This is a genomic window from Kitasatospora sp. NPDC057904 (assembly GCF_042887925.1).
Taxonomy (GTDB): domain Bacteria; phylum Actinomycetota; class Actinomycetes; order Streptomycetales; family Streptomycetaceae; genus Kitasatospora.
The window spans coordinates 144,957-167,026 of sequence record NZ_JBHVOL010000017.1 but is presented as its reverse complement, the minus strand read 5'-3'; the positions used below and the strand labels follow the sequence as shown (position 1 = coordinate 167,026).

Genomic DNA, 22,070 nt, shown 5'->3' with positions numbered 1-22,070 from the left:
GCGACCGACGGGGCGGGCGCCGTGCGCGGGGACGTGCTGAGTTCGACCACCCTCCGCCGGCGTGGCCCGGCCGCGATGCTCGCGTTGGTGACCCGTCAGCTGCGCCGGCCCGCACACCGGGTGACGGCGCTGTACCGCCGCTCGATCCAGCTGCGCGTCGTCGCGGTGTCGCTGCTGGCGTCCATCGCGGTCGTGCTGGTGCTGGGCGTGGTCGTCGTGGCGCAGGTGCGCACCGGTCTGCTGGACACCAAGCTGGCGTCCGCGCGCGAGCAGGCGCGGATCGGTTTCCAGGCCGAGCTGAAGAAGATCGACGAGGCCAAGGACCAGCGGATGCGGGTCGGCGCGACGGCTGATCCGAGCACCGACGAGGTCGGGTCCTGGCTGCTGCGGCAGGTCAACGACCTGGCCGCGAGCGGGCAGACGGTCTACTCGGTGATCGCGACGATGCCCGGCACCGGCCAGACCGTGCTGCCGGACGCGGTGGGCTTCGGCCCGCGCTACTCGGGCGACATCCTGCCGATCAGCGTGCCCGACACGCTGCGGGCCAAGGTGTACGCCGAGCCCGGCCAGATGTTCGACCAGCCGACCCGGATCCACCGCTCCGCCGAGAGCGGCGGGCACACCGAGCCCGGGCTGGCGCTCGGCATGCAGTTCGACGGCCCGACCAACAACACGAGTTACCAGCTCTTCTACGTCTTCTCCTTCGGGCAGGAGACGGACACCCTCAACCTGGTCACCGGCACCCTGGCGACCGCCGGCGTGTTCGTCGTGATCCTCATGGGCGGCATCGCCTGGGTCGTGGTGCGCCAGGTGGTCACCCCGGTCCGGATGGCCGCCGGGATCTCCGAGCGGCTGGCCGACGGGCACCTGGAAGAGCGGATGAAGGTCACCGGCACCGACGACATCGCCCGCCTCGGCGAGTCGTACAACCGGATGGCCAACGCGCTCCAGGCGCAGATCCGGCAGCTGGAGGAGCTGTCCAGGGTGCAGCGGCGCTTCGTCTCGGACGTCTCGCACGAGCTGCGCACCCCGCTGACCACGGTCCGGATGGCCGCCGACCTGATCTACGACAGCCGCGAGGACCTGGACCCGATGGCGGCGCGCTCGGCCGAGCTGCTGCAGGGCCAGCTGGACCGCTTCGAGTCGCTGCTCGCCGACCTGCTGGAGATCAGCCGCTTCGACGCCGGCGCCGCGATCCTGGACGCCGAGCCGGTGGACCTGCGCGACATCGTCGCCCGCGTGGTGGAGGCCGCCGACCCGCTGGCCCAGGCCAAGGGCAGCGCCGTGGTGATCCGCGGCGACGGCGAGCCGGTGGTCGCCGAGGTGGACTCCCGCCGGATCGAGCGCATCCTGCGCAACCTGGTGGTCAACGCGCTGGAGCACGGCGAGGGCCGCGACGTCGTGGTCCGGCTGGGCTCGGCGGACGGCGCGGTCGCCGTCGGCGTGCGCGACTACGGCATCGGGCTCAAGCCGGGCGAGGCGTCCCGGGTGTTCCACCGCTTCTGGCGGGCCGACCCGTCCCGCGTGCGAACCACCGGCGGCACCGGCCTCGGCCTGTCGATCGCGGTGGAGGACGCGCACCTGCACGGCGGCTGGCTGCAGGCCTGGGGCGAGCCCGGCGGCGGCTCGCACTTCCGGCTCACGCTGCCGCGCACGCGCGGCGGGGAGATCAGCCGGGCGCCGTTCCGGCTGGAGCCGGAGGACTCGCGCAACAACCGGGGCCTCGGCACGTACGGGACGCCGTACCGGCGGGCGATCACCCCGGCCGGGGCGACGGCCCTCACCGCGGCCGAGGAGCAGGCCGAGACGCCGGACGCCGTCGGCAGCAGCCTGGGCAGCGGTCTCGGAGGGGTGCTGAACATCGGCCCGGGTCTCGGCAAGGCCCGGCTGCCGGAGGGGCCGCGCGCGGACCCGTCCGATGTGCGCGCGGCGGGGGCCGGCTACCTGGCCACCGGTGCCCAGGTCATGGTGGACCCCACGCCCGGACGGCCGTCGGTGGCGCAGCGCACGGCGGAGCCGGATCTGACGGGCGGGACGGACACGGAGGGGACGCAGCGTGCGAAGGACCAGCGGCAGGCCTGATCCGCGGCTCGCGGCGGTGGCCGGCGGGGTGTTCGTCGCCCTGCTGGCCGGCGGGTGCGCGGCCATGCCGGACTCGGGCGGCATCACCAAGGTCGAGCTCTCCCAGGGCTCGGCCGACAAGAACCTGCAGGTGCGGGTCTTCCCGGTGGGGCCCGCCAAGGGTGCCAAGCCGCAGGACCTGCTGGCCGGGTTCCTCGACGCGGTGACGGCCGACGAGGGCTACGACACGGCGCGCAAGTACCTCACCGAGGAGGCCGCCGCGGCCTGGAACCCGGACGCGGGCATCACGGTGCTCTCGGCCACCATTCCGCCGGCCGGTGCGGACCTCCCGGAGGCGGACATCAGCACCACGCTGTCCATCACCGGGCAGGTCGTCGCGGACGTCGACCCCAGGCACACCTACGAGCTGGTGACGGGGCAGAGCACGAAGTCGTCCGACTTCACCTTCCTGCGCCAGAAGGACGGGGAGTGGCGCATCGACAAGCTGCCGCCCGGTCTGATCATGAACGAGACCAACTTCCGCAACAGCTACCGCCAGGTGGACCGGTACTTCTACACCGCGCCCGACCCGTCGGCCGCGGGCTTCGGGCCGGCCCCGGACGTGCTGGTCGCCGACCCGATCTACCTGCGGCGGCGGACGGACCCGCTGACGGCGGCCGCCAAGGCGCTGGTCGGCGGGCCGTCGGCCTGGCTCGGACCGGCCGTGCGGACGGCCTTCCCCGGCGGAGCGAGCATCGACCGGGTCGGCGTCGACGACAGCCGTGTCGCCCACGTGCAGCTCGGCGGTGCCGACCTCGCCGACACGGTGTCCTGCCGGCGGATGGCGACCCAGCTCTTCTACACCCTCGCCGAGCAGGGGAAGGGGCAGGTCGAGAGGGTGGAGCTGAAGGGGCAGCGGGGCGGTTGCACGGCCGGTCGCAACGATTCGCCGTCCACCGGCCCCGGGGCGCTGTCCGGGTCGGACGGCGCGCAGCAGTACCTCCAGCGCAATGACAACGGCGCCCTGATGCTGGTCAACGACACCACCACCAGTTCCGTGCGCGGCGTGCTCGGCAAGCCGCAGCCGGCCGGCAAGACCCCGCTCGGCCCCGTCGCCGTCCGCCGGGACGGCTCCCAGGCCGCGGTGCTCGGCCGCGACCACCACCAGCTCTACTCGGTGCCGCTGTCCGACAACGCGGTCGCGCTGCCCGAACCGGTGCTGACCTCGGCGCACACCGGCGACGACGGGCTGGCCTCGCCCAGCTGGGACGGCCGCGGCGACCTCTGGGTGGTGGACCGCAGCCCGGAGGACCCGCGCGTGGTGATGGTCCGCGGCAACCGGACGTACACCGTTCCGGTCGAGAAGCTGAACGGGCAGAGCGTGCAGATGCTCCGGGTCTCCTCGGACGGCGCCCGGATCGCCCTCGTGGTGAAGGGGCCGAGCTCGTCCAGCCGGTCGCTGATGTTCGGCGCGATCGTGCACGGCGGCACCCCGGAGGCGCCGACCGTGCGGATCGTCGGGCTGCACACGGCGGCCCCGGCGATCACCGACGTCGCGTCGCTGTCCTGGGCGGAGTCCGACCAGCTGCTGGTGCTGGGCAAGGAGGCCGACCGCCTCCCGCAGCTGCACTACATCAGCACCGACGGCTCGCCGAGCACCGACGCCCCGGCGCAGGGCGGCGAGGGCATGGCGACCGCCGAGGCCTCGGAGTCCCGGGCGAACGGGCTGACTCCGCCGGTGCTGGCGCTGCAGGCCACCGAGGGCCGGATCTACCGGCTGACCAACAGTCAGTGGCGGGAAGTCACGCTGTCGGACCGGGCGAGCGCCTTCTTCTACCCGGGCTGAGCCCCGGGCCGCCGCCGGGCGGGCCTCAGAGCGGGCCCTCCCGGGCGCGCAGCGGGCCGGCCGCCGCGACGGTGGCCGCCGCGCCGGCCGGCAGACCGGCCGCGGCCAGTGCCCGCGCGGCCTCGGCGAGGCTGGCACCGGTGGTCACCAGGTCGTCCACCAGGACCGGTTGACGGCCCGCCAGGCTCCGGTGCGCGCGCGGCAGGACGGTGAGCGCGCCGTGCAGGTTGCGCCGGCGCTCGGCCGCGGTCAGTTCGGCCTGGTCGGCGACCGGGCGGGTGTGGCGCAGCAGCGGTGCGGCCCTGACGTCCAGGCCGGTCCGGCGCAGTGAGCGCGCCGCGGCCGCGGCCAGCCGGAGCGTCGGGTCGTGGCCGCGGGCGCGGACGGCGGCCCGGGTGGAGGGCATCGGCACCAGCAGCAGCGGCGCGAGCCCGGCGCGCGGCCCGAGCGCCGAGCGCACCGCCCGGCCGAGGGCTTCGCCGAGGGGGCCGGCCAGTCGCAGGGCGCCGCGTTCCTTGTGGGCGAGCAGCAACTGCCGGACCGGGTCGGCGTACGGTGCCGCGGCGTGCGCCCAGGGCAGCAGCGTGGGGCCGGGCCGGGAGGCGCCCAGGGCGTGCCGGCACGCGGGGCAGAGCTGGGTGCGGTCGGTGCCGCAGCCGGCGCAGTGCGTGGGCAGCAGGACGTCCAGCAGGTCGGCCAGTGCGTGGCCGAACGGCCCGTGCGGGGAGGGCGGGTGGACGGGTCCGGTGGTGGGTGGCACGGCTGCTCCTGGCGGCGGCAGGCACGAAGAGTGAGCAAAGGATGCGCCGTACGGGGGGTGTTGTCCAGGTATTCACCCATGCTTCACTCCTAGGAGGGTAAACAGGGTGCAACAGCTTGACCGTTCACCCACCGCTCCTGGCCCATGCCCACGACCGAGCCTGGGGAGGCGAAAACCCCGCGTGAGGTGTTCGATAAAGCTTCAAGGGGTTTCAACCGTCCCTGGTGGGGAGGAAGTGAGGTGAGGGCCAGTCGTTCCCGCCGCTGGCGGTGGGGGCGGGGGGCCGGCAGTGGATGGGCTGGTCCAGCTGGGTCTCAGTCCGGTCCGGTAGCACCCGGATCGGCGTCAGCACGAGGGATCGGAGTTCTGCGTGGACATCGTCGTCAAGGGCCGCAAGACCGAGGTGCCCAAGAGGTTCCGCGAGCACGTGGCCGAGAAGCTGGAGAAGGTCCAGAAGTTCGACGGCAAGGTGATCAGCCTCGACGTCGAGGTGTCCAAGGAGCACAACCCGCGGCAGGCCGACCGGTCCGAGCGGGTGGAGATCACCCTCCGTACCCGTGGGCCGGTGATCCGGGCCGAAGCCGCCGCCGGGGACCCGTACGCGGCGCTCGACCTGGCCTCGGCGAAGCTCGACGCCCAGCTGCGCAAGTCCGCGGACCGGCGTCGGGTGCACAAGGGCGGCAACGGCCGCACCCCGATCAGCGTCGCCGAGGCGACCGCGGCCCTGGCCGGGCTGCCGGAGCCGGCGGCGCCGGAGAGCGAGACCAACGGGGCCGTCCGCAAGACCATGATGGGATCCCTGGAAGTGGAGGGCGAAGGCCCGCTGGTGGTCCGGGAGAAGACCCACCCGGCCGCCCCCATGGCGCTGGACCAGGCGCTCTACGAGATGGAGCTGGTCGGCCACGACTTCTACCTGTTCGTGGAGAAGGACAGCGGCCTGCCGAGCGTCGTCTACCGCCGGCACGGCTACCACTACGGTGTGATCCACCTGCAGACCGACCCCGCCGCCCAGTCGGCGGGCGGCGGCGCGGGTGGCGCGATCGGCGGAGCCGACGACGACGAGGACTGACCGTCCGGAGCGATGAACGGGTGACCCCGGCGGCCGCGGCCGCCGGGGTCACCGGCGTTCCGGGGGCCGTCCGCGGTCGAACGTCGGTCGAGCGCGGTCGCGGGCCGTGGTGGAGGGGTCACTCGTTGCGGGGGAATCGGCATCGGAGGGTGACCGTTGCGTGGCCGCGGCGTGGAATGATTGGCGCACGACGTCCCGCGAAGGGGGAGGAGCGGATGGGGGATCACTTCGGGCTGGGGCCCGCTGGGGGGCCGGTTGCCGGACTGTCCCCGGGAGCGGGCGAGGAGCTCGCGTACGCACCGCGCCGGGGTGAGCCGATCCGCGTGCTGGTGGTGGACGACCACGCGCTCTTCCGCCGCGGGCTGGAGATCGTGCTCGCCGAGGAGCCGGACATCAAGGTCGTCGGCGAGGCGGGGGACGGCGCCGAGGCCGTGCTGAAGGCCGCCGACCTGCTGCCCGACATCATCCTGATGGACGTCCGGATGCCGCGCCGCAGCGGGATCGAGGCGTGCACGGCGATCAAGGACGTGGCACCCAGCACCAAGATCATCATGCTGACGATAAGCGACGAGGAGGCCGACCTCTACGAGGCGATCAAGGCGGGCGCCACCGGCTACCTGCTGAAGGAGATCTCCACCGACGAGGTCGCCACCGCGATCCGCGCCGTCGCCGACGGGCAGTCGCAGATCAGCCCGTCGATGGCCTCCAAGCTGCTCACCGAGTTCAAGTCGATGATCCAGCGCCGCTCCGACGACCGGGACCTGGTACCCGCGCCCCGGCTCACCGACCGGGAACTGGAGGTGCTCAAACTGGTGGCGACCGGGATGAACAACCGGGAGATCGCCAAGGAGCTGTTCATCAGCGAGAACACCGTCAAGAACCACGTGCGCAACATCCTGGAGAAGCTGCAGCTCCACTCCCGGATGGAGGCCGTGGTCTACGCGATGCGCGAGAAGATCCTCGAAATAGGGTGACGCGGCGCGCGGCGGCCGGGGCTCCCCCCGGCCACCGGGCGTGCTCACACCGCGAGCAGCTTCTCCAGCGCGGGGCGCAGCCGCTCGTCGTGCAGCGCCTCCACCCGCACGGCGTCGCAGCCCACCCAGGAGGCCGCCTCGCGCAGCGCCGTCGCCAGTGCCCCGACGTGCCGGGCGGAGTCGAGCGAGACCTGGCGGGCGACCAGGGTGCGCCCCTCGCGGGCCGGGTCCACCCGGCCGACCAGGCGCCCGCCGGCGAGCAGGGGCATGGCGAAGTAGCCGTGCACCCGCTTGTGCTTGGGGGTGTAGGCCTCCAGGCGGTGCGTCATGCCGAAGACGCGCTCGGTGCGCGCGCGGTCCCAGACCAGGGAGTCGAACGGCGAGAGCAGCGTGGTGCGGTGGCGTCCGCGCGGCGGGGCGGCGGCCAGCGCGGCGGGATCGGCCCAGGCGGGAGCCGCGGTGCCGTCGGGGCCCCAGCCGGCCACCTCGACCGGGACGAGGCCGGTGTCGGCGAGGACCGGGTCCAACTCCTCGGCGCGCAGCCGGTGGTAGTCCAGCAGGTCGGCCCGGGTGGCCACGCCGAGGGCGGCGCCGGCCTGGGCGACCAGGGTGCGGACGCAGTCCGCGTCGGTCGGATCCTGCCCGAACAGGGCGTCGGGGACGGCCTGTTCGGCCAGCGCGTAGACCCGCTTCCAACTCCGGCGCTCGGTGCAGACCACGTCGCCGAAGGCCAGGGCGCGCTCGACCGCGATCTTGGTGTCGGACCAGTCCCACCACTCGGCCGTCTTCTTCGCGCCGCCCAGCTCGGTGGACGTCAACGGCCCCTCGGCGCGCAGCTTGTCGAGCACGTGCCGGTACGTTTCGGGCGAGACCTGGTGACCCCAGAGGTGGCCGCGGTCGCGGTAGCGGCGGCGGCGGAACGCGAACAGCGGCCACTCCTCGACCGGCAGGACGCAGGCCGCGTGCGACCAGTACTCGAAGCTGGTGCCGTGGCCCCAGTACGCGGCCTCGACGGCGGGCCGGCCGACCGCGCCGAGCCGGGCGTACGGGACCAGTTCGTGCGAGCGGGCCAGCACGGAGATCGTGTCCAACTGGACGGCGCCCAGGTGCCGCAGCACGCCGCGCACCCCGGCCCGCCGGTCCGGCGCACCGAGCAGGCCCTGCGCGCGCAGGGCGATCCGGCGGGCGTCGTCGACACTCAGGACGGCGACGGGGGAGCTGGGGGCGGGCGCGGAGCTCATGCCGGGGAGCGTAACGCCCGGCACCGACAGCGGCCGGGCCCGGCCGGGCCCGGCCGGCGGCGGGCCGGCTCAGGCCAGGTCGGACGGGAGCAGCGAGGCGACCCAGGAGTCGTGGAAGACGCCGCGCTGCTCGGCGTACGAGCGCAGCGTGCCCTCGAAGCGGTAGCCGACCCGCTCGGCGACGGCGCGGGAGCCGTCGTTGCCGACGTAGGCGAGCCACTGGAGGCGGCGGACGCCGAGCTCGGTGAGGGCCCAGCGGGCGACCTCGCGGGCCGCCTCGACGGTGTAGCCGCGGCCGCGCTGCTCCTTCGCCGTCCACCAGCCGACGGAGGCGGCGGCCGGGTCGGCGGCGAAGCGGGACACCGACTGGGTGCCGACCAGGCGCCCGGTGGCGCGGTCGGTCACGCACCAGATGTACTCGGAGCCGTCGCGCAGCCCGTTCGGGGCCAGTGTGCGGACGAAGAACTCCGCGTCCTCGCGCCGGTAGGGGACCGGCACCACCGTCCAGCGCTGGATCTCCTCGTCCTGGCAGGCGGCGAGGACCGCGTCGATGTCCGACTCCTGCGGGGCGCGCAGGACGAGGCGCTCGGTGGTGAGGGTGACGGGCGTGGTCCGGAGTTCTTCCATACCCGGATTATTCCGCGCCAAGCGGAGGGCGGACATCCGAATATTCCGCCAACTCGGCGGGGCCGGGACCGTTTTGCCCCGGTGGGCGGTGCTATCGGTCGGGCGCCCGCGCGAGTGACACGGGAATACCGTGCTGACGCACCTCCCGGGGCATTGGACTCCTCGCATACGATGGCCCGTGCGGTGGGGTGAACCCGTCGTGCAGTCGTCCAGTGCCAATACAGGCAAGGAGCCCGCTCTAGTGTCCGTCTTCGACAAGATCCTGCGCGCCGGCGAAGGCAAGATCCTTCGCAAGCTGCAGCGGATTGCTGCCCAGGTCAACTCCATCGAAGAGGACTTCGTCAACCTCACCGACGCGGAGCTGCGGGCACTGACCGACGAGTACAAGCAGCGGCTCGTCGACGGGGAGTCCCTGGACGACATCCTCCCCGAGGCGTTCGCCACCGTCCGCGAGGCCGCCAAGCGCGTCCTCGGCCAGCGGCACTACGACGTCCAGCTCATGGGCGGCGCCGCGCTGCACTTCGGCTACGTCGCCGAGATGCGCACCGGTGAGGGCAAGACCCTCGTCGGCACCCTGCCCGCGTACCTGAACGCGCTCACCGGCAAGGGCGTCCACCTGATCACCGTCAACGACTACCTCGCCGAGCGCGACTCGGAGTGGATGGGCCGGGTGCACCGCTTCCTCGGCCTCGAAGTCGGCGTGATCCTGGGCAACATGACGCCCGCCGAGCGCAAGCGCCAGTACGCGATGGACATCACGTACGGCACCAACAACGAGTTCGGCTTCGACTACCTGCGCGACAACATGGCCTGGTCGAAGGACGAACTCGTCCAGCGCGGCCACAACTTCGCGGTGGTCGACGAGGTCGACTCGATCCTCATCGACGAGGCCCGCACCCCGCTGATCATCTCCGGCCCGGCCGACCAGGCGACCAAGTGGTACGCCGACTTCGCCAAGCTGGTGCAGCGCCTGAAGATCGACCGCGACTACGAGGTCGACGAGAAGAAGCGCACCGTCGGCATCCTGGAGGAGGGTGTCACCCGGGTCGAGGACTACCTCGGCATCGACAACCTCTACGAGTCGGTGAACACCCCGCTGGTCGGCTTCCTGAACAACGCCATCAAGGCCAAGGAGCTGTACAAGGCGGACAAGGACTACGTCGTCATGAACGGCGAAGTCATGATCGTCGACGAGCACACCGGCCGCATCCTGGCCGGCCGCCGCTACAACGAGGGCATGCACCAGGCGATCGAGGCCAAGGAGGGGGTGGAGGTCCAGAACGAGAACCAGACCCTGGCCACCATCACCCTGCAGAACTTCTTCCGCCTGTACGACAAGCTCTCCGGCATGACCGGTACCGGCACCACCGAGGCCGCCGAGTTCCACCAGATCTACAAGCTCGGCGTCGTGCCGATCCCGACCAACAAGACGCCGCTGCGCATCGACCAGCCCGACCTGATCTATAAGTCGGAGCCGGCCAAGTTCGCCGCCGTCGTGGAGGACATCGCCGAGAAGCACGAGAAGGGCCAGCCGGTGCTGGTCGGCACCGTGTCGGTCGAGAAGTCCGAGTACCTGTCGCAGGAGCTGCGCAAGCGCGGCATCCCGCACGAGGTGCTGAACGCCAAGCACCACGAGCGCGAGGCGCAGATCGTCGCGCAGGCCGGCCGCAAGGGCGCCGTCACCGTCGCCACCAACATGGCCGGCCGCGGCACCGACATCATGCTCGGCGGCAACCCGGACCACCTCGCGGCGGCCGAGCTGGCCCAGCGCGGGCTCTCCGCCGGGGACAACCCGGACGAGTACGAGGCCGCGTTCCCGGCCGCGCTGGAGAAGGCCAAGGCCTCGGTCAAGGCCGAGCAGGACGAGGTCAAGGAGGCCGGCGGCCTCTACGTCCTCGGCACCGAGCGGCACGAGTCCCGCCGGATCGACAACCAGCTGCGCGGCCGCTCCGGCCGTCAGGGCGACCCGGGCGAGTCCCGGTTCTACCTGTCGCTCGGCGACGACCTGATGCGCCTGTTCAAGGCCGGCATGGTCGAGCGCGTGCTCTCGATGGCCAACGTGCCCGAGGACGTGCCGATCGAGTCGAAGATGGTCACCCGGGCGATCGCCTCCGCGCAGACCCAGGTCGAGCAGCAGAACTTCGAGATCCGCAAGAACGTCCTGAAGTACGACGAGGTGCTGAACCGCCAGCGCGAGGTCATCTACGGCGAGCGCCGCCGCGTCCTGGAGGGCGAGGACCTGCAGGAGCAGGTCGGCCACTTCATGGACGACACCGTCGAGGCCTACGTCAAGGCGGCCACCGGCGAGGGCTTCGAGGACGACTGGGACCTGGAGAAGCTCTGGTCCGCGCTCAAGCAGCTCTACCCGCTCGCCCTGGACCTCGGGGAGCTGGAGGAGGAGGCGGGCGGCTCCGGCGGCCTGACCTCCGAGTTCCTCACCAAGGTCGTCCAGGAGGACATCCAGGCGCAGTACGGCGCCCGCGAGGACCAGCTCGGCGAGGAGATCATGCGCGAGCTGGAGCGCCGGGTCGTCCTGTCGGTGCTGGACCGCCGCTGGCGCGAGCACCTCTACGAGATGGACTACCTCCAGGAGGGCATCGGCCTGCGGGCCATGGCGCAGCGCGACCCGCTGATCGAGTACCAGCGCGAGGGCTTCGACATGTTCACCGCGATGATGGAGGGCATCAAGGAGGAGTCCGTCGGCTACCTGTTCAACCTGGAGGTCCAGGTCGAGCAGCAGGTCGAGGAGGTCCCGGTCGAGGACGCCGAGGTGGTGCTCGACAAGCTGGAGAAGGACGCCGCCCGCCCGGAGATCAAGGCCAAGGGCCTGGAGGCCCCGAAGCCGCAGCGGCTGCACTACACGGCCCCCTCGGACGAGATCGGCGGCGGCGTGGTCGAGGGCGACTTCGACGACCTCGCGGCGGAGGACGAGGGCGACGGCCTGACCCGCGCCGAGCGCCGCAAGGCCGCGAAGTCGGCCAAGGGGCGCCGCCGCAAGGCCTGAGCCGCCACCGCGCCACAGCACAGGGCGCCGTTCCCGTACGGGGGCGGCGCCCTGCGCCGTCACCGGGCCTCCACGGCGGTGCACTGCCACTGACCGGCCGGGCCGCGCTGTTCGAGGCGGAAGGCCACCATGTGGTGCCGCCGGCCGAGGTCGACCCGCACGCACGCCTCGACGGCGTCGGGCGAGGGCGATCTGTCGTGCACCGGGCCCAGGCGCGGCCGGGCGCCGGCGCCGCCGCGGCGCAGGGCGCCCGTGCGGACGAGGGAGGCGAGCTGGCCGTAGCCGTCCAAGCTGGTGTGCCGCATCAGCTGGCCGGACGGGCGGGCGCCGGTGAGCACCTCGACGAGCCGGTGCGCGAAGCGCGCCGCGAGTGCGCGGGGGTCGTGCCCGGGCGGGGCGCCGGCGCAGTCGGCCCGGGGGTGCCGGGGCCGCCGCCCGGCGGGGTGCGGTGCGTCGTCGTGCAGGTGGCGGTGGGGGCGGGCGGCGAGCGGTGGGGTCACGGGTGTCTCCTCGGGGCCGGGCGGGCGGGCGGTGGTGCTCCGGGGCGTGGTCACGGGGGATTCCTCGGGTGGACGGCAGGGCTGGACGGCAGGGCTGGACGGCGGGGGTGGGCGCGGACGGGTCGGGGTGCTTCCTCGGGCGAGTGGTGCGGGTACGGACGGGTCCTTGGTAGCGGCGGTCGGGAGGGGGCGGCAAGGGGATTGCGCAACCGTGGGGAGCGGAGGGTGAAGTTCACCTATCCGGGCGAACGGCCCGTTGCGGCGGCGGCCTCCCGGGTCGTCCCGGAGGCACGCGGTTGACGTGCGACGACGGGCGGGTAGGCCCGAAAGGGGACGGCCGCGTTCGCCGGTCCGGGTGGTGCGGCCGGGGTCACGCGTTGCGGCGGTCCGCGGTCGGCGCGCAGGATCGGATCCTGACCGGGAACCGCGGGAGCGGGCGCGACGCCCCACGACGACAGGCGGCCGGCATGACGACACCCGGCATGACGACACGGGCAGCAGCGGCGCAGTCCCCGGCCCGGACGGGTGCCGCCCGGGGAGCACCCCGGCGCGGGCTGGTCCTGGGCGGCGGCGGCATGCTCGGCGCGGCCTGGACGGTCGGCGCGCTGTGCGCCGTCGAGGAGGCGACCGGCTGGCGCCCCGGCGACGCCGACGTGCTGCTGGGCACCTCGGCCGGCTCCATCCTCGGCGCGCTGCTCGCCGCCGGCGTGCCGGTCGACCAGCTGCGCGACCACCAGCGCGGACTGCCGCTCACCGAGGGCCCGCTGGCCGGCGTGGCCTTCGACTACGAGACGGCCGTCGGCGGCGCCCTGCCGCCCCGGCCGCGGGCCGGGATCGGCTCGCCGGGCCTCCTGCGGGACGCCGTCCGCCACCCGCGCGAGTACCCGCTGCTGACCATGGTGTCGGCGGTGGCGCCGCACGGCCGCGGCTCGCTCGCCCCGGTCGGCGCGCTGGTCCGCGACCTGCACGGGCCGGGCGGCTGGCCGGCCGGCTCCGCGCTGCGGGTCGCGGCCGTGGACTACCGCAGCGGCCACCGGGTGGTCTTCGGCGACCCGGACGCCCCGGCGGTCGCCATCGCGGACGCCGTGATGGCCTCCTGCGCGATCCCCGGCTGGTTCGCGCCCGTGCGCCTGGACGGCTCGGCGTACGTGGACGGCGGCTGCTGGTCGGCCACCAACGCCGACCTGCTGCTCGGCCGCGGTCTGGACGAGGCGTACGTGCTCGCCCCGATGGCCCTGCGCCTGCACCCCCGCGCCGGGCGCGCCGACCGCGGCACCCTCGCCGCGCTGCACGAGTGGCGCGCCCGCGACCGCCCGCGCGGCGTGCTGGCCCAGGTGGTCAGCCGCTACCGCCGCGCGGTGACCAGGCAGCTGCTGCGCGAGGCCGCGTTGCTGCGGGCGGAGGGCGTGCGGGTGCGGCTGCTCGCGCCGACGCCGGCGGACCTGGCGGCGATGGGTCCGAACATGATGGACCCGGCCCGCCGCGGCGCGGTGCTGGAGAGCGCGCTGCGCACCAGCCGGGAGGCGCTGGCGGCGGCGCGCTGATCCGCGGCCCGCCGATCCGGCGGGACGTGATCACGGCGGGCGCCCGGCGCTTATTCTTGGGGGCGCTGGAAGCTGTGCCGCTGGACGAACGCTGGACGAACCGGAGAGTGCCACCGATGCGCGTGTACGTGCCCACCACCCTGACCGGCCTGGCGGCGGCGCACCCGGGCGGCGTCCTGGACGAGACCGCGGCGTACGCCGTGACGCCCGCGCTGCGCGAGTGGTACGTCAGCGACGACATCGAGGAGCTGGAGTACGCGGCGCTGAACCGGGCCGCGCAGTCCTCGCTGCGGCTGCTGGCCGCCGATCCCGGCGCGCCGCGCCGCCGCGTCGTGGTGGCGCTGGACGTGGCGGACTCCGCCGTGCGGCCCTTCCCCGGCGACGAGTACCAGGACCAGGCCTCGCTGGGCCGCGTGGTGCTGGCCGGCCCGGTGAAGCTCGCGAAGGCGGCGGCCGTGCACGCGGACGTCGCCGACGACGAGGTGCTCGCGGACGTGACGGCGGCCGTGGCCGCGGTGGCCGCCGCCGACGAGGGGGACCAGGACGCCCAGTTCACCGTGGACGGCGCCGAGGACCACGACCTGCTCTGGTTCGCGACCCAGGAGATCCCCGGGCTCCTCGCCTGACCGCCCGCCCGGCCGGTCAGCGGCCGCCCCTGCGTGAGCCCCGTCCTACCGGCCCGTCGGTGCCCGGAGTTACCGTTCGGATCGTGCGTAATCACATCGTCTGGGACTGGAACGGCACGCTCTTCCACGACATGGAGGCGGTGCTCGGAGCGAGCAACGCCGCGTTCGCGACCATCGGCGTCGGGCCGATGACCATGCAGGAGTACCGCGAGCAGTACGAGATCCCGATCCCCCGCTTCTACGAGCGCCTGCTCGGCCGCATGCCGTCCCGGGCCGAGTGGCTCCGCCTCGACGACGCCTTCCACGACCGCTACCGCGAGCTGAGTCCGGCCTGCGGCCTGACCGACGGCGTCCGCGAGTTGCTGTCGGGCTGGCAGGAGGCGGGGCACAGCCAGTCCCTGCTGTCGATGTACGAGCACGACAAGCTCGTGCCGCTGGTCGACGCCTTCGGCCTGACCGGCACCTTCCTGCGCGTGGACGGCCGCAGCGGCCCCTCCGGCGGGCAGAAGGGCGAGCAGCTGGTCCGCCACCTGGCGGCCCTCGGCGAGCGCGTGGACCCCGCCCGTACGGTCCTCATCGGGGACGCCGCGGACGACGCCCTCGCGGCGATCGGCGCGGGCGCGCACGCCGTGCTGTACACCGGCGGCTCGCACACCAGGGAGAAGCTGGAGCCGGTCGGCGTGCCCGTCGTGGACACCCTCGCGGAGGCGGTCGAGCTGGCCGGACGGCTGACGGCCTGAGCTGCGGCGATGCCGCCGTCCTGACGGCGGACGTGGCGCGCGCCACGTCCGCCGTTGGCGTGTCTGGACGGGCGGATCCGCCGGGGGCTGGTCAGGCTGGACTGACATCGGTACAGCAGCAGGACGGAGCCGCCATGCCCATCGACGCAGTGACCCAGGTGCCGGAGCCGGTCAACGAGCCGGTGCGGGCGTACGGGCCCGGCAGCGCCGAGCGGGAGCGCCTGGTGCGGCGCCTGGACGAGCTGGCGGCCGAGCAGGTGCCGCTGCCGATGACGATCGGCGGGGAGCAGCGCTTCGGCGGCGGCGAGCGGATCGACGTCGTCCAGCCGCACCACCACGCGGCCAAGCTGGGCGTGCTCGGCAACGCCACCCGGGAGGACGCCCGCGCGGCGGTGGACGCGGCGCTGGCGGCCGCCCGGGAGTGGCGCTCGCTGTCCTTCGACGACCGCGCGGCGGTGTTCCTGCGCGCCGCGGACCTCCTCGCCGGGCCCTGGCGGGAGACGCTCAACGCGGCCACGATGCTCGGCCAGTCCAAGACCGCGCAGCAGGCGGAGATCGACTCGGCCTGCGAGCTGATCGACTTCTGGCGCTACAACGTCCACTTCGCCCGGCAGGTCCTGGCCGATCAGCCGGTCTCGTCCCCGGGGGTGTGGAACCGCACCGATCACCGCCCGCTGGAAGGTTTCGTCTACGCGATCACGCCGTTCAACTTCACCGCGATCGCCGGGAACCTGCCCACCGCCCCCGCGCTGATGGGCAACACGGTGGTCTGGAAGCCCGCGCCGACCCAGGCGCTGGCCGCCCACCACCTGATGCGGCTGCTGGAGGCGGCCGGCCTGCCGCCCGGGGTGATCAACCTGGTGACCGGCGACGGCCTCCAGGTGTCCCCGGTCGCGCTGGCCGACCCGGCGCTGGCCGGCCTGCACTTCACCGGCTCGACCGCGACCTTCCAGTCGCTGTGGCAGACGATCGGCGCGAACATCGGCGGCTACCGGACGTACCCGCGGATCGTCGGCGAGACCGGCGGCAAGGACTTCCTGCTCGCCCACCGCTCCGCCGACCCGGAGATCCTCAAGACGGCGCTGATCCGCGGCGCCTTCGAGTACCAGGGCCAGAAGTGCTCGGCGCTCTCCCGCGCCTACCTGCCGCGCAGCCTCTGGCAGCGGATCAAGGACGACTTCCTGGCCGAGGTCGACGCGCTCGCCGTCGGCGACGTCACCGACCTCTCCAACTTCATGGGCGCGCTCATCGACCGGCGGGCCTTCGAGAAGAACCGGGACGCCATCGAGCGGGCCAAGCGCGACCCCACGATCGAACTGGCGGCCGGCGGCCAGTACGACGACGCGATCGGCTGGTTCGTCCGGCCCACCGTCCTGGTCTCCTCCGACCACCGCGGCGAGATCTTCCGCACCGAGTACTTCGGCCCGATCCTCGCCGTCCACGTCTACGAGGACTCCCGCTGGGACGACGTGTTCGCCAGGATCGACGCCGCCGCCCCGTACGGCCTGACCGGTGCCGTCATCGCACAGGACCGCTACGCGATCGCCCGTGCGGTGGAGGAACTGCGCTTCACCGCCGGGAACTTTTACATCAACGACAAGCCGACCGGCGCCGTCGTCGGCCAGCAGCCCTTCGGCGGCGGCCGTGCCTCCGGCACCAACGACAAGGCGGGCGCCGCCCAGAACCTGCTGCGCTGGACCTCGGCCCGTTCGATCAAGGAAACCTTCGTGCCGCCGACGCACCATGCGTACCCGCATATGGGCTGAAAGCGAACATCCGGTTCCGGTTTGGACATGGTGTCCAGGACGGACCGGTCACCCGGCACCTTTGCGCCTCCCTGTCCCTGTCCACCTTCGATTGATCCGGTTAGGCTGGCTGGCGTCGTCGGGTGGCTCCGCAGGACGAATCGTCCTACCCACTGCGAAGGCGTTTCATGCGCGCCATGAACCCTTTTCAGTCGGATGGTGCGGCAGGATTGCGGTAGACCCGTCGGTGTTCATCCACACACGACCGAGTCACGCAACGGCGCGCGACAGGAGCCAAGAAGTCATGCAGACCAAGCTGGACGCAGCCAAGGCCGACCTGCTCAAGAAGGCCGCCGCAGCCGCTGAGAACAGCCAGGTGGGGGGAGCGGCGCCGGGGGAGGGTCTGAGCAACGGCGCTCTTACCGCGTACCTGCACCACTACTACCTCCACACCGCGCCCGAGGACCTGGTCGACCTCGACCCGGTCGACGTCTACGGCGCGGCCGCCTCGCACTACCGCCTGGGCCTCAAGCGCCCCCAGGGCACCGCCGAGGTGCGGGTGCACACCCCCTCGGTCGAGGAGAACGGCTGGTCCTGCGGCCACACGGTCGTCGAGGTCGTCACCGACGACATGTCCTTCCTGGTCGACTCCGTCACCAACGAGCTGTCCCGCCAGGACCGCGGCATCCACATCGTGATCCACCCGCAGCTGGTCGTCCGCCGTGACATCACCGGCAAGCTCCTGGAGATCCTCGACGTCGACGCGTGCGCGCGCAGCCAGGCCGCCGGCGCCGAGTGGCCCGCCGACGCGACCGTCGAGTCGTGGATGCACATCGAGATCGACCGCGAGACCGACCGCGAGGACCTGCGCTCGATCGAGTCCAACCTGCGCCGCGTGCTCGGCGACGTCCGCGAGGTCGTCGAGGACTGGACCAAGATGCGCGACAGCGCGCTGCGCCTGGCCGACGAGCTGGCCGAGGAGCCCCCGGCCGGCCTGCCCGAGCAGGAGGTCGGCGAGGCCTGGGAGCTGATGCGCTGGCTCGGCGACGACCACTTCACCTTCCTCGGCTACCGCGAGTACGACCTCGTCGAGCACGAGGGCGAAGAGGTCCTCAAGGCCGTCGCCGGCACCGGCCTCGGCATCCTGCGCGCCGACCCGCACAGCCACGACGACCGCCACCACTCCGTGAGCGAGGCCTTCGGCCGCCTCTCCGCGCCGGTGCGCGCCAAGGCCCACGAGAAGAAGCTGCTCGTCCTCACCAAGGCCAACAGCCGTGCCACCGTGCACCGCCCGGCCTACCTGGACTACGTCGGCGTGAAGAAGTTCAACGCCGCCGGCGAGCCCATCGGCGAGCGCCGCTTCCTCGGCCTGTTCTCCTCCGCCGCGTACACCGAGTCCGTCACCCGGATCCCGGTCGTGCGCCGCAAGGTCCAGGCCGTCCTGGACGGCTCCGGCTTCTCCAGCGAGAGCCACGACGGCCGCGACCTGCTGCAGATCATGGAGACCTTCCCGCGGGACGAGATGTTCCAGACGGCGGCCTCCGAACTGCTCTCGATCGCCACGAGCGTGCTCTACCTGCAGGAGCGCCGCAAGCTGCGCCTCTTCCTGCGCCAGGACGAGTACGGCCGCTACTACTCGGCGTTCATCTACCTGCCGCGCGACCGGTACACCACCCGGATCCGCCTGCTGCTCACCGACATCCTCAAGGAAGAGCTGAACGGCGACGCCATCGACTACACGGTGTACGCCACCGAGTCGGTGCTGACCCGCCTGCACTTCGTCGTCCGGGTGGCCCCCGGCACCGAGCTGCCGCAGCTCACCGACACCGACATCGAGCGGATCGAGAACCGCCTGGCCGAGGCCGCCCGGTTCTGGATGGACGGCTTCCACGACCAGCTGCACACCGAGCTGGGCGAGGAGAAGGCCGCCGAGCTCGGCCACAAGTACGCCAACGCCTTCCCCGACGGCTACCGCGCCGACTTCCCGCCGCGCACCGCCGTCTCCGACATCAAGCAGATCGAGTCGCTGCACGGCGCGGGCGACTTCCGCCTCAACCTGTACCAGCCGGTCGGCGCCGGCGACGACGAGCGCCGCTTCAAGATCTACCGGGTCGGCGGCCCGATCTCGCTCACCGAGGTCCTGCCGGTGCTCCAGCGCCTGGGCGTCGAGGTCCTGGACGAACACCCGTACGCGCTGCGCCGCTCCGACGGCACCACCGCGTGGGTGTACGACTTCGGCCTGAAGCTGCGCGAGGCCACCGAGCTCACCGACGAGGCGCGCGAGCGCTTCCAGGAGACCTTCGCCGCCACCTGGACCGGCCGGGCCGAGAACGACGGCTTCAACGAGCTGGTCCTCACCGCCGGGCTGACCTGGCGCCAGGCGATGATGCTGCGCGCGTACGCCAAGTACCTGCGCCAGGCGGGCTCCACGTTCTCCCAGGACTACATGGAGGACGCGCTCCGCAACAACACCCACAGCACCCGCCTGCTGGTCAACCTCTTCGAGGCCCGGCTGAGCCCGAGCCACCGCTCGGGCGCCCTGGAGCTGACCGAGGGCATCCTGGAGGAGCTGGCCGGCGCGCTCGACGAGGTCGTCTCGCTGGACGAGGACCGCATCCTGCGCTCCTTCCTGAACCTCATCAAGGCCACCCTGCGGACCAACTTCTTCCAGCACGACGGCTCCGGCGAGTGGCACTCCTACGTGTCGATGAAGTTCGACCCGAAGGCCATCCCGGACCTGCCGGCCCCGCGCCCGGCGTTCGAGATCTGGGTCTACTCGCCGCAGGTCGAGGGCGTGCACCTGCGCTTCGGCAAGGTCGCCCGCGGCGGTCTGCGCTGGTCCGACCGGCGCGAGGACTTCCGCACCGAGATCCTCGGCCTGGTCAAGGCGCAGATGGTGAAGAACACCGTCATCGTGCCGGTCGGCGCCAAGGGCGGCTTCGTCGCCAAGCAGCTGCCGGACCCGTCGGTGGACCGCGACGCGTGGCTGGCCGAGGGTGTCTCCTCGTACAAGACGTTCATCTCGGCGCTGCTCGACATCACCGACAACCTGGTCGGCGGCGAGGTCGTCCACCCGGCCGACGTGGTCCGCCACGACGAGGACGACACCTACCTGGTCGTCGCCGCCGACAAGGGCACCGCGACCTTCTCCGACATCGCCAACGGCGTCGCCGAGTCCTACGGCTTCTGGCTGGGCGACGCGTTCGCCTCCGGCGGCTCGGCGGGCTACGACCACAAGGGCATGGGCATCACCGCCCGCGGCGCCTGGGAGTCGGTCAAGCGCAACTTCCGCGAGCTCGGCGTCGACACCCAGGCCGAGGACTTCACCGTCATCGGCATCGGCGACATGTCCGGCGACGTCTTCGGCAACGGCATGCTGCTCAGCGAGCACATCCGGCTGGTCGCGGCCTTCGACCACCGCCACATCTTCCTCGACCCGAACCCGGACGCGGCCCTCTCGTACGCCGAGCGCCGCCGCCTGTTCGACCTGCCGCGCAGCTCGTGGGACGACTACGACAAGTCGCTGATCTCGGCCGGCGGCGGGGTGTTCCCGCGCAGTGCCAAGTCGATCCAGGTCAGTGCCCAGGTCCGGGCCGCGCTCGGCATCCAGGAGGCCCGGCTCACCCCGGCCGAGCTGATGAAGGCGATCCTGCAGGCGCCGGTCGACCTGTTCTGGAACGGCGGCATCGGCACCTACATCAAGGCCTCGACCGAGACCAACGCCGAGGTCGGCGACAAGGCCAACGACGCCATCCGCGTCAACGGCGAGCAGGTCCGGGCCCGGGTCATCGGCGAGGGCGGCAACCTCGGCTGCACCCAGCTCGGCCGCATCGAGTACGCGGCGGCCGGCGGCCCGGAGAGCACCGGCGGCTGGATCAACACCGACGCCATCGACAACTCGGCCGGCGTGGACACCTCGGACCACGAGGTCAACATCAAGATCCTGCTCAACGGGGTCGTCGCCGAGGGCGACATGACGGTCAAGCAGCGCAACACGCTGCTGGCCGAGATGACCGACGAGGTCGGCCACCTGGTGCTGCGCAACAACTACGCGCAGAACGTGGTGCTGGCCAACGCCGTCGCCCAGGCGCACAGCATGGTCAACGTCCACTCCCGGATGATCAACCGCTTCGAGGCGGCCGGCCAGCTCGACCGGGGGCTGGAGTTCCTGCCCGCCGAGCGCCTGATCCGCGAGCGCCAGCAGAACGGCCGCGGGCTCTCGCAGCCCGAGATGTCCGTCCTGCTCGCGTACACCAAGATCACGCTGGCCGAGGAGCTGCTCGCCACCGACCTGCCCGACGACCCGTACTTCCGCACCGCGCTCCACGAGTACTTCCCGAGCGCCCTGCGGACCAGGTTCGCCGAGGCGATCGACGGCCACGCGCTGCGCCGGGAGATCATCACCACGCTGATCGTCAACGACACGATCAACCGCGGTGGCTGCACCTTCGCCTTCCGCCTGAAGGAGGAGACCGGCGCGACCTACGAGGAGATCGCCCGGACGCACACCGCCGCGCGGGCCGTGTTCGGCCTGGAGGAGATCTGGGGCGAGATCGAGGGCCTGGACAACAAGGTCCCGGCCCGGGTCCAGACCAAGATGCGGCTGCACTCGCGCCGCCTGGTCGAGCGCGCCACCCGGTGGATGCTCAACAACCGCCGCCAGCCGCTGGACATCGCCGCCACGATCGCGTTCTTCCGCGACCGGATCGCCCAGGTGTGGGGCTCGCTGCCCAAGCCGCTGCGCGGCGAGGACCTGGCGTGGTTCGAGTCGATCCACGGCGAGCTCGCCGCGGCGGGCGTGCCGGAGGAGCTGGCCACCCGGATCGCCGGCCTGTCCTCGGTCTTCCCGACCCTGGACATCACCGAGGTCGCGGACCGCTCCGGCAAGGACGTCGCGGACGTCGCCGAGCTCTACTACGACCTCGGCGACCGCCTGCAGATCTCGCACCTGCTGGACCGCATCATCGACCTGCCCCGCACCGACCGCTGGTCGTCGATGGCCCGGGCCGCGATCCGCGAGGACCTCTTCGCGGCGCACGCGGCGCTGACCGCCGACATCCTCGTCTGCGGCCCGGAGGGCGCCACCCCGGAGGAGCGCTACACCGCCTGGGCGGAGCTCAACGGGACGCTGCTGAACCGCGCGAAGAGCACGCTCGACGACATAAGGGGTTCGGACAACTACGAGCTGTCCAGCCTGTCGGTCGCGATGCGCGTCATCCGCACCCTCCTGCGCACCGGCTCGATGCGCTAGGAAGTCAGGACGGCAAAGGGGCGGGGCCCGCGTCTTCGGACGCGGGCCCCGCCCCTTTCCGTGCGTGCCGCGGGACGCCGGC

14 protein-coding genes are annotated in these 22,070 nt (G+C 72.6%); 10 read left to right on the top strand and 4 right to left on the bottom strand.

Annotated features, from left to right (window positions below):
- Positions 1 to 87: 87 nt before the first annotated feature.
- Entirely contained in the window at positions 88 to 2,082 is a 1,995-nt protein-coding gene (gene mtrB, locus ACFVSN_RS33460) for an MtrAB system histidine kinase MtrB (RefSeq protein ID WP_380435440.1), read from the top strand.
- Positions 2,057 to 3,907 (top strand): LpqB family beta-propeller domain-containing protein, encoded by a 1,851-nt coding sequence (locus tag ACFVSN_RS33455; RefSeq protein ID WP_380501599.1) that lies wholly within the window; start codon positions 2,057 to 2,059, stop codon positions 3,905 to 3,907. The genes mtrB and ACFVSN_RS33455 overlap by 26 nt, the downstream gene beginning before the upstream one ends.
- Before the next feature lie 25 nt (positions 3,908 to 3,932).
- Here the strand turns inward: ACFVSN_RS33455 and ACFVSN_RS33450 are convergent, their stop codons facing one another.
- Positions 3,933 to 4,667 (bottom strand): ComF family protein, encoded by a 735-nt coding sequence (locus ACFVSN_RS33450; RefSeq protein WP_387957311.1) that lies wholly within the window; start codon positions 4,665 to 4,667, stop codon positions 3,933 to 3,935.
- A gap of 370 nt (positions 4,668 to 5,037) precedes the next feature.
- Between ACFVSN_RS33450 and hpf the strand changes: the two genes are divergently transcribed.
- Positions 5,038 to 5,736, top strand: coding sequence for a ribosome hibernation-promoting factor, HPF/YfiA family (gene hpf / locus ACFVSN_RS33445; protein ID WP_380435437.1), 699 nt, complete (start codon positions 5,038 to 5,040; stop codon positions 5,734 to 5,736).
- Positions 5,737 to 5,951: 215 nt separating this feature from the next.
- Positions 5,952 to 6,710, top strand: coding sequence for a response regulator (locus ACFVSN_RS33440; protein ID WP_380435436.1), 759 nt, complete (start codon positions 5,952 to 5,954; stop codon positions 6,708 to 6,710).
- Between the two features lie 44 nt (positions 6,711 to 6,754).
- On the opposite strand, the gene ACFVSN_RS33435 is transcribed toward ACFVSN_RS33440, so the two are convergent.
- Entirely contained in the window at positions 6,755 to 7,951 is a 1,197-nt protein-coding gene (locus ACFVSN_RS33435) for a winged helix-turn-helix domain-containing protein (RefSeq protein WP_387957309.1), read from the bottom strand.
- Positions 7,952 to 8,020: 69 nt separating this feature from the next.
- Positions 8,021 to 8,578: a GNAT family N-acetyltransferase gene (locus ACFVSN_RS33430; protein ID WP_380435434.1), complete on the bottom strand. Its 558-nt coding sequence runs from the start codon at positions 8,576 to 8,578 to the stop codon at positions 8,021 to 8,023.
- 241 nt (positions 8,579 to 8,819) lie between these two features.
- Between ACFVSN_RS33430 and secA the strand changes: the two genes are divergently transcribed.
- Complete coding sequence (gene secA, locus ACFVSN_RS33425; protein WP_380435433.1) at positions 8,820 to 11,582, top strand: preprotein translocase subunit SecA; 2,763 nt, start codon at positions 8,820 to 8,822, stop codon at positions 11,580 to 11,582.
- 59 nt (positions 11,583 to 11,641) lie between these two features.
- Here the strand turns inward: secA and ACFVSN_RS33420 are convergent, their stop codons facing one another.
- Positions 11,642 to 12,136 (bottom strand): Rv3235 family protein, encoded by a 495-nt coding sequence (locus ACFVSN_RS33420; RefSeq protein ID WP_387957307.1) that lies wholly within the window; start codon positions 12,134 to 12,136, stop codon positions 11,642 to 11,644.
- A gap of 428 nt (positions 12,137 to 12,564) precedes the next feature.
- On the opposite strand from ACFVSN_RS33420, the gene ACFVSN_RS33415 reads away from it, so the two are divergent.
- The 5 genes from ACFVSN_RS33415 to ACFVSN_RS33395 all read left to right on the top strand — a co-directional run bounded on the left by ACFVSN_RS33415 (position 12,565) and on the right by ACFVSN_RS33395 (position 21,988).
- Positions 12,565 to 13,626 (top strand): patatin-like phospholipase family protein, encoded by a 1,062-nt coding sequence (locus ACFVSN_RS33415; protein WP_387957304.1) that lies wholly within the window; start codon positions 12,565 to 12,567, stop codon positions 13,624 to 13,626.
- A 116-nt stretch (positions 13,627 to 13,742) separates the two neighbouring features.
- Positions 13,743 to 14,252 carry a DUF6912 family protein gene (locus tag ACFVSN_RS33410; protein ID WP_380498985.1) on the top strand — a complete coding sequence of 170 codons (510 nt, stop codon included), beginning with the start codon at positions 13,743 to 13,745 and terminating at the stop codon, positions 14,250 to 14,252.
- An 83-nt stretch (positions 14,253 to 14,335) separates the two neighbouring features.
- Positions 14,336 to 14,992 (top strand): HAD family hydrolase, encoded by a 657-nt coding sequence (locus tag ACFVSN_RS33405; RefSeq protein WP_380435429.1) that lies wholly within the window; start codon positions 14,336 to 14,338, stop codon positions 14,990 to 14,992.
- Positions 14,993 to 15,132: 140 nt separating this feature from the next.
- Entirely contained in the window at positions 15,133 to 16,758 is a 1,626-nt protein-coding gene (pruA, locus tag ACFVSN_RS33400; RefSeq protein ID WP_380435453.1) for an L-glutamate gamma-semialdehyde dehydrogenase, read from the top strand.
- Between the two features lie 283 nt (positions 16,759 to 17,041).
- The gene (locus ACFVSN_RS33395; RefSeq protein ID WP_380435428.1) at positions 17,042 to 21,988 is read left to right on the top strand and encodes an NAD-glutamate dehydrogenase; all 4,947 of its coding nucleotides are present in this window, start codon (positions 17,042 to 17,044) and stop codon (positions 21,986 to 21,988) included.
- Positions 21,989 to 22,070 lie beyond the last annotated feature (82 nt).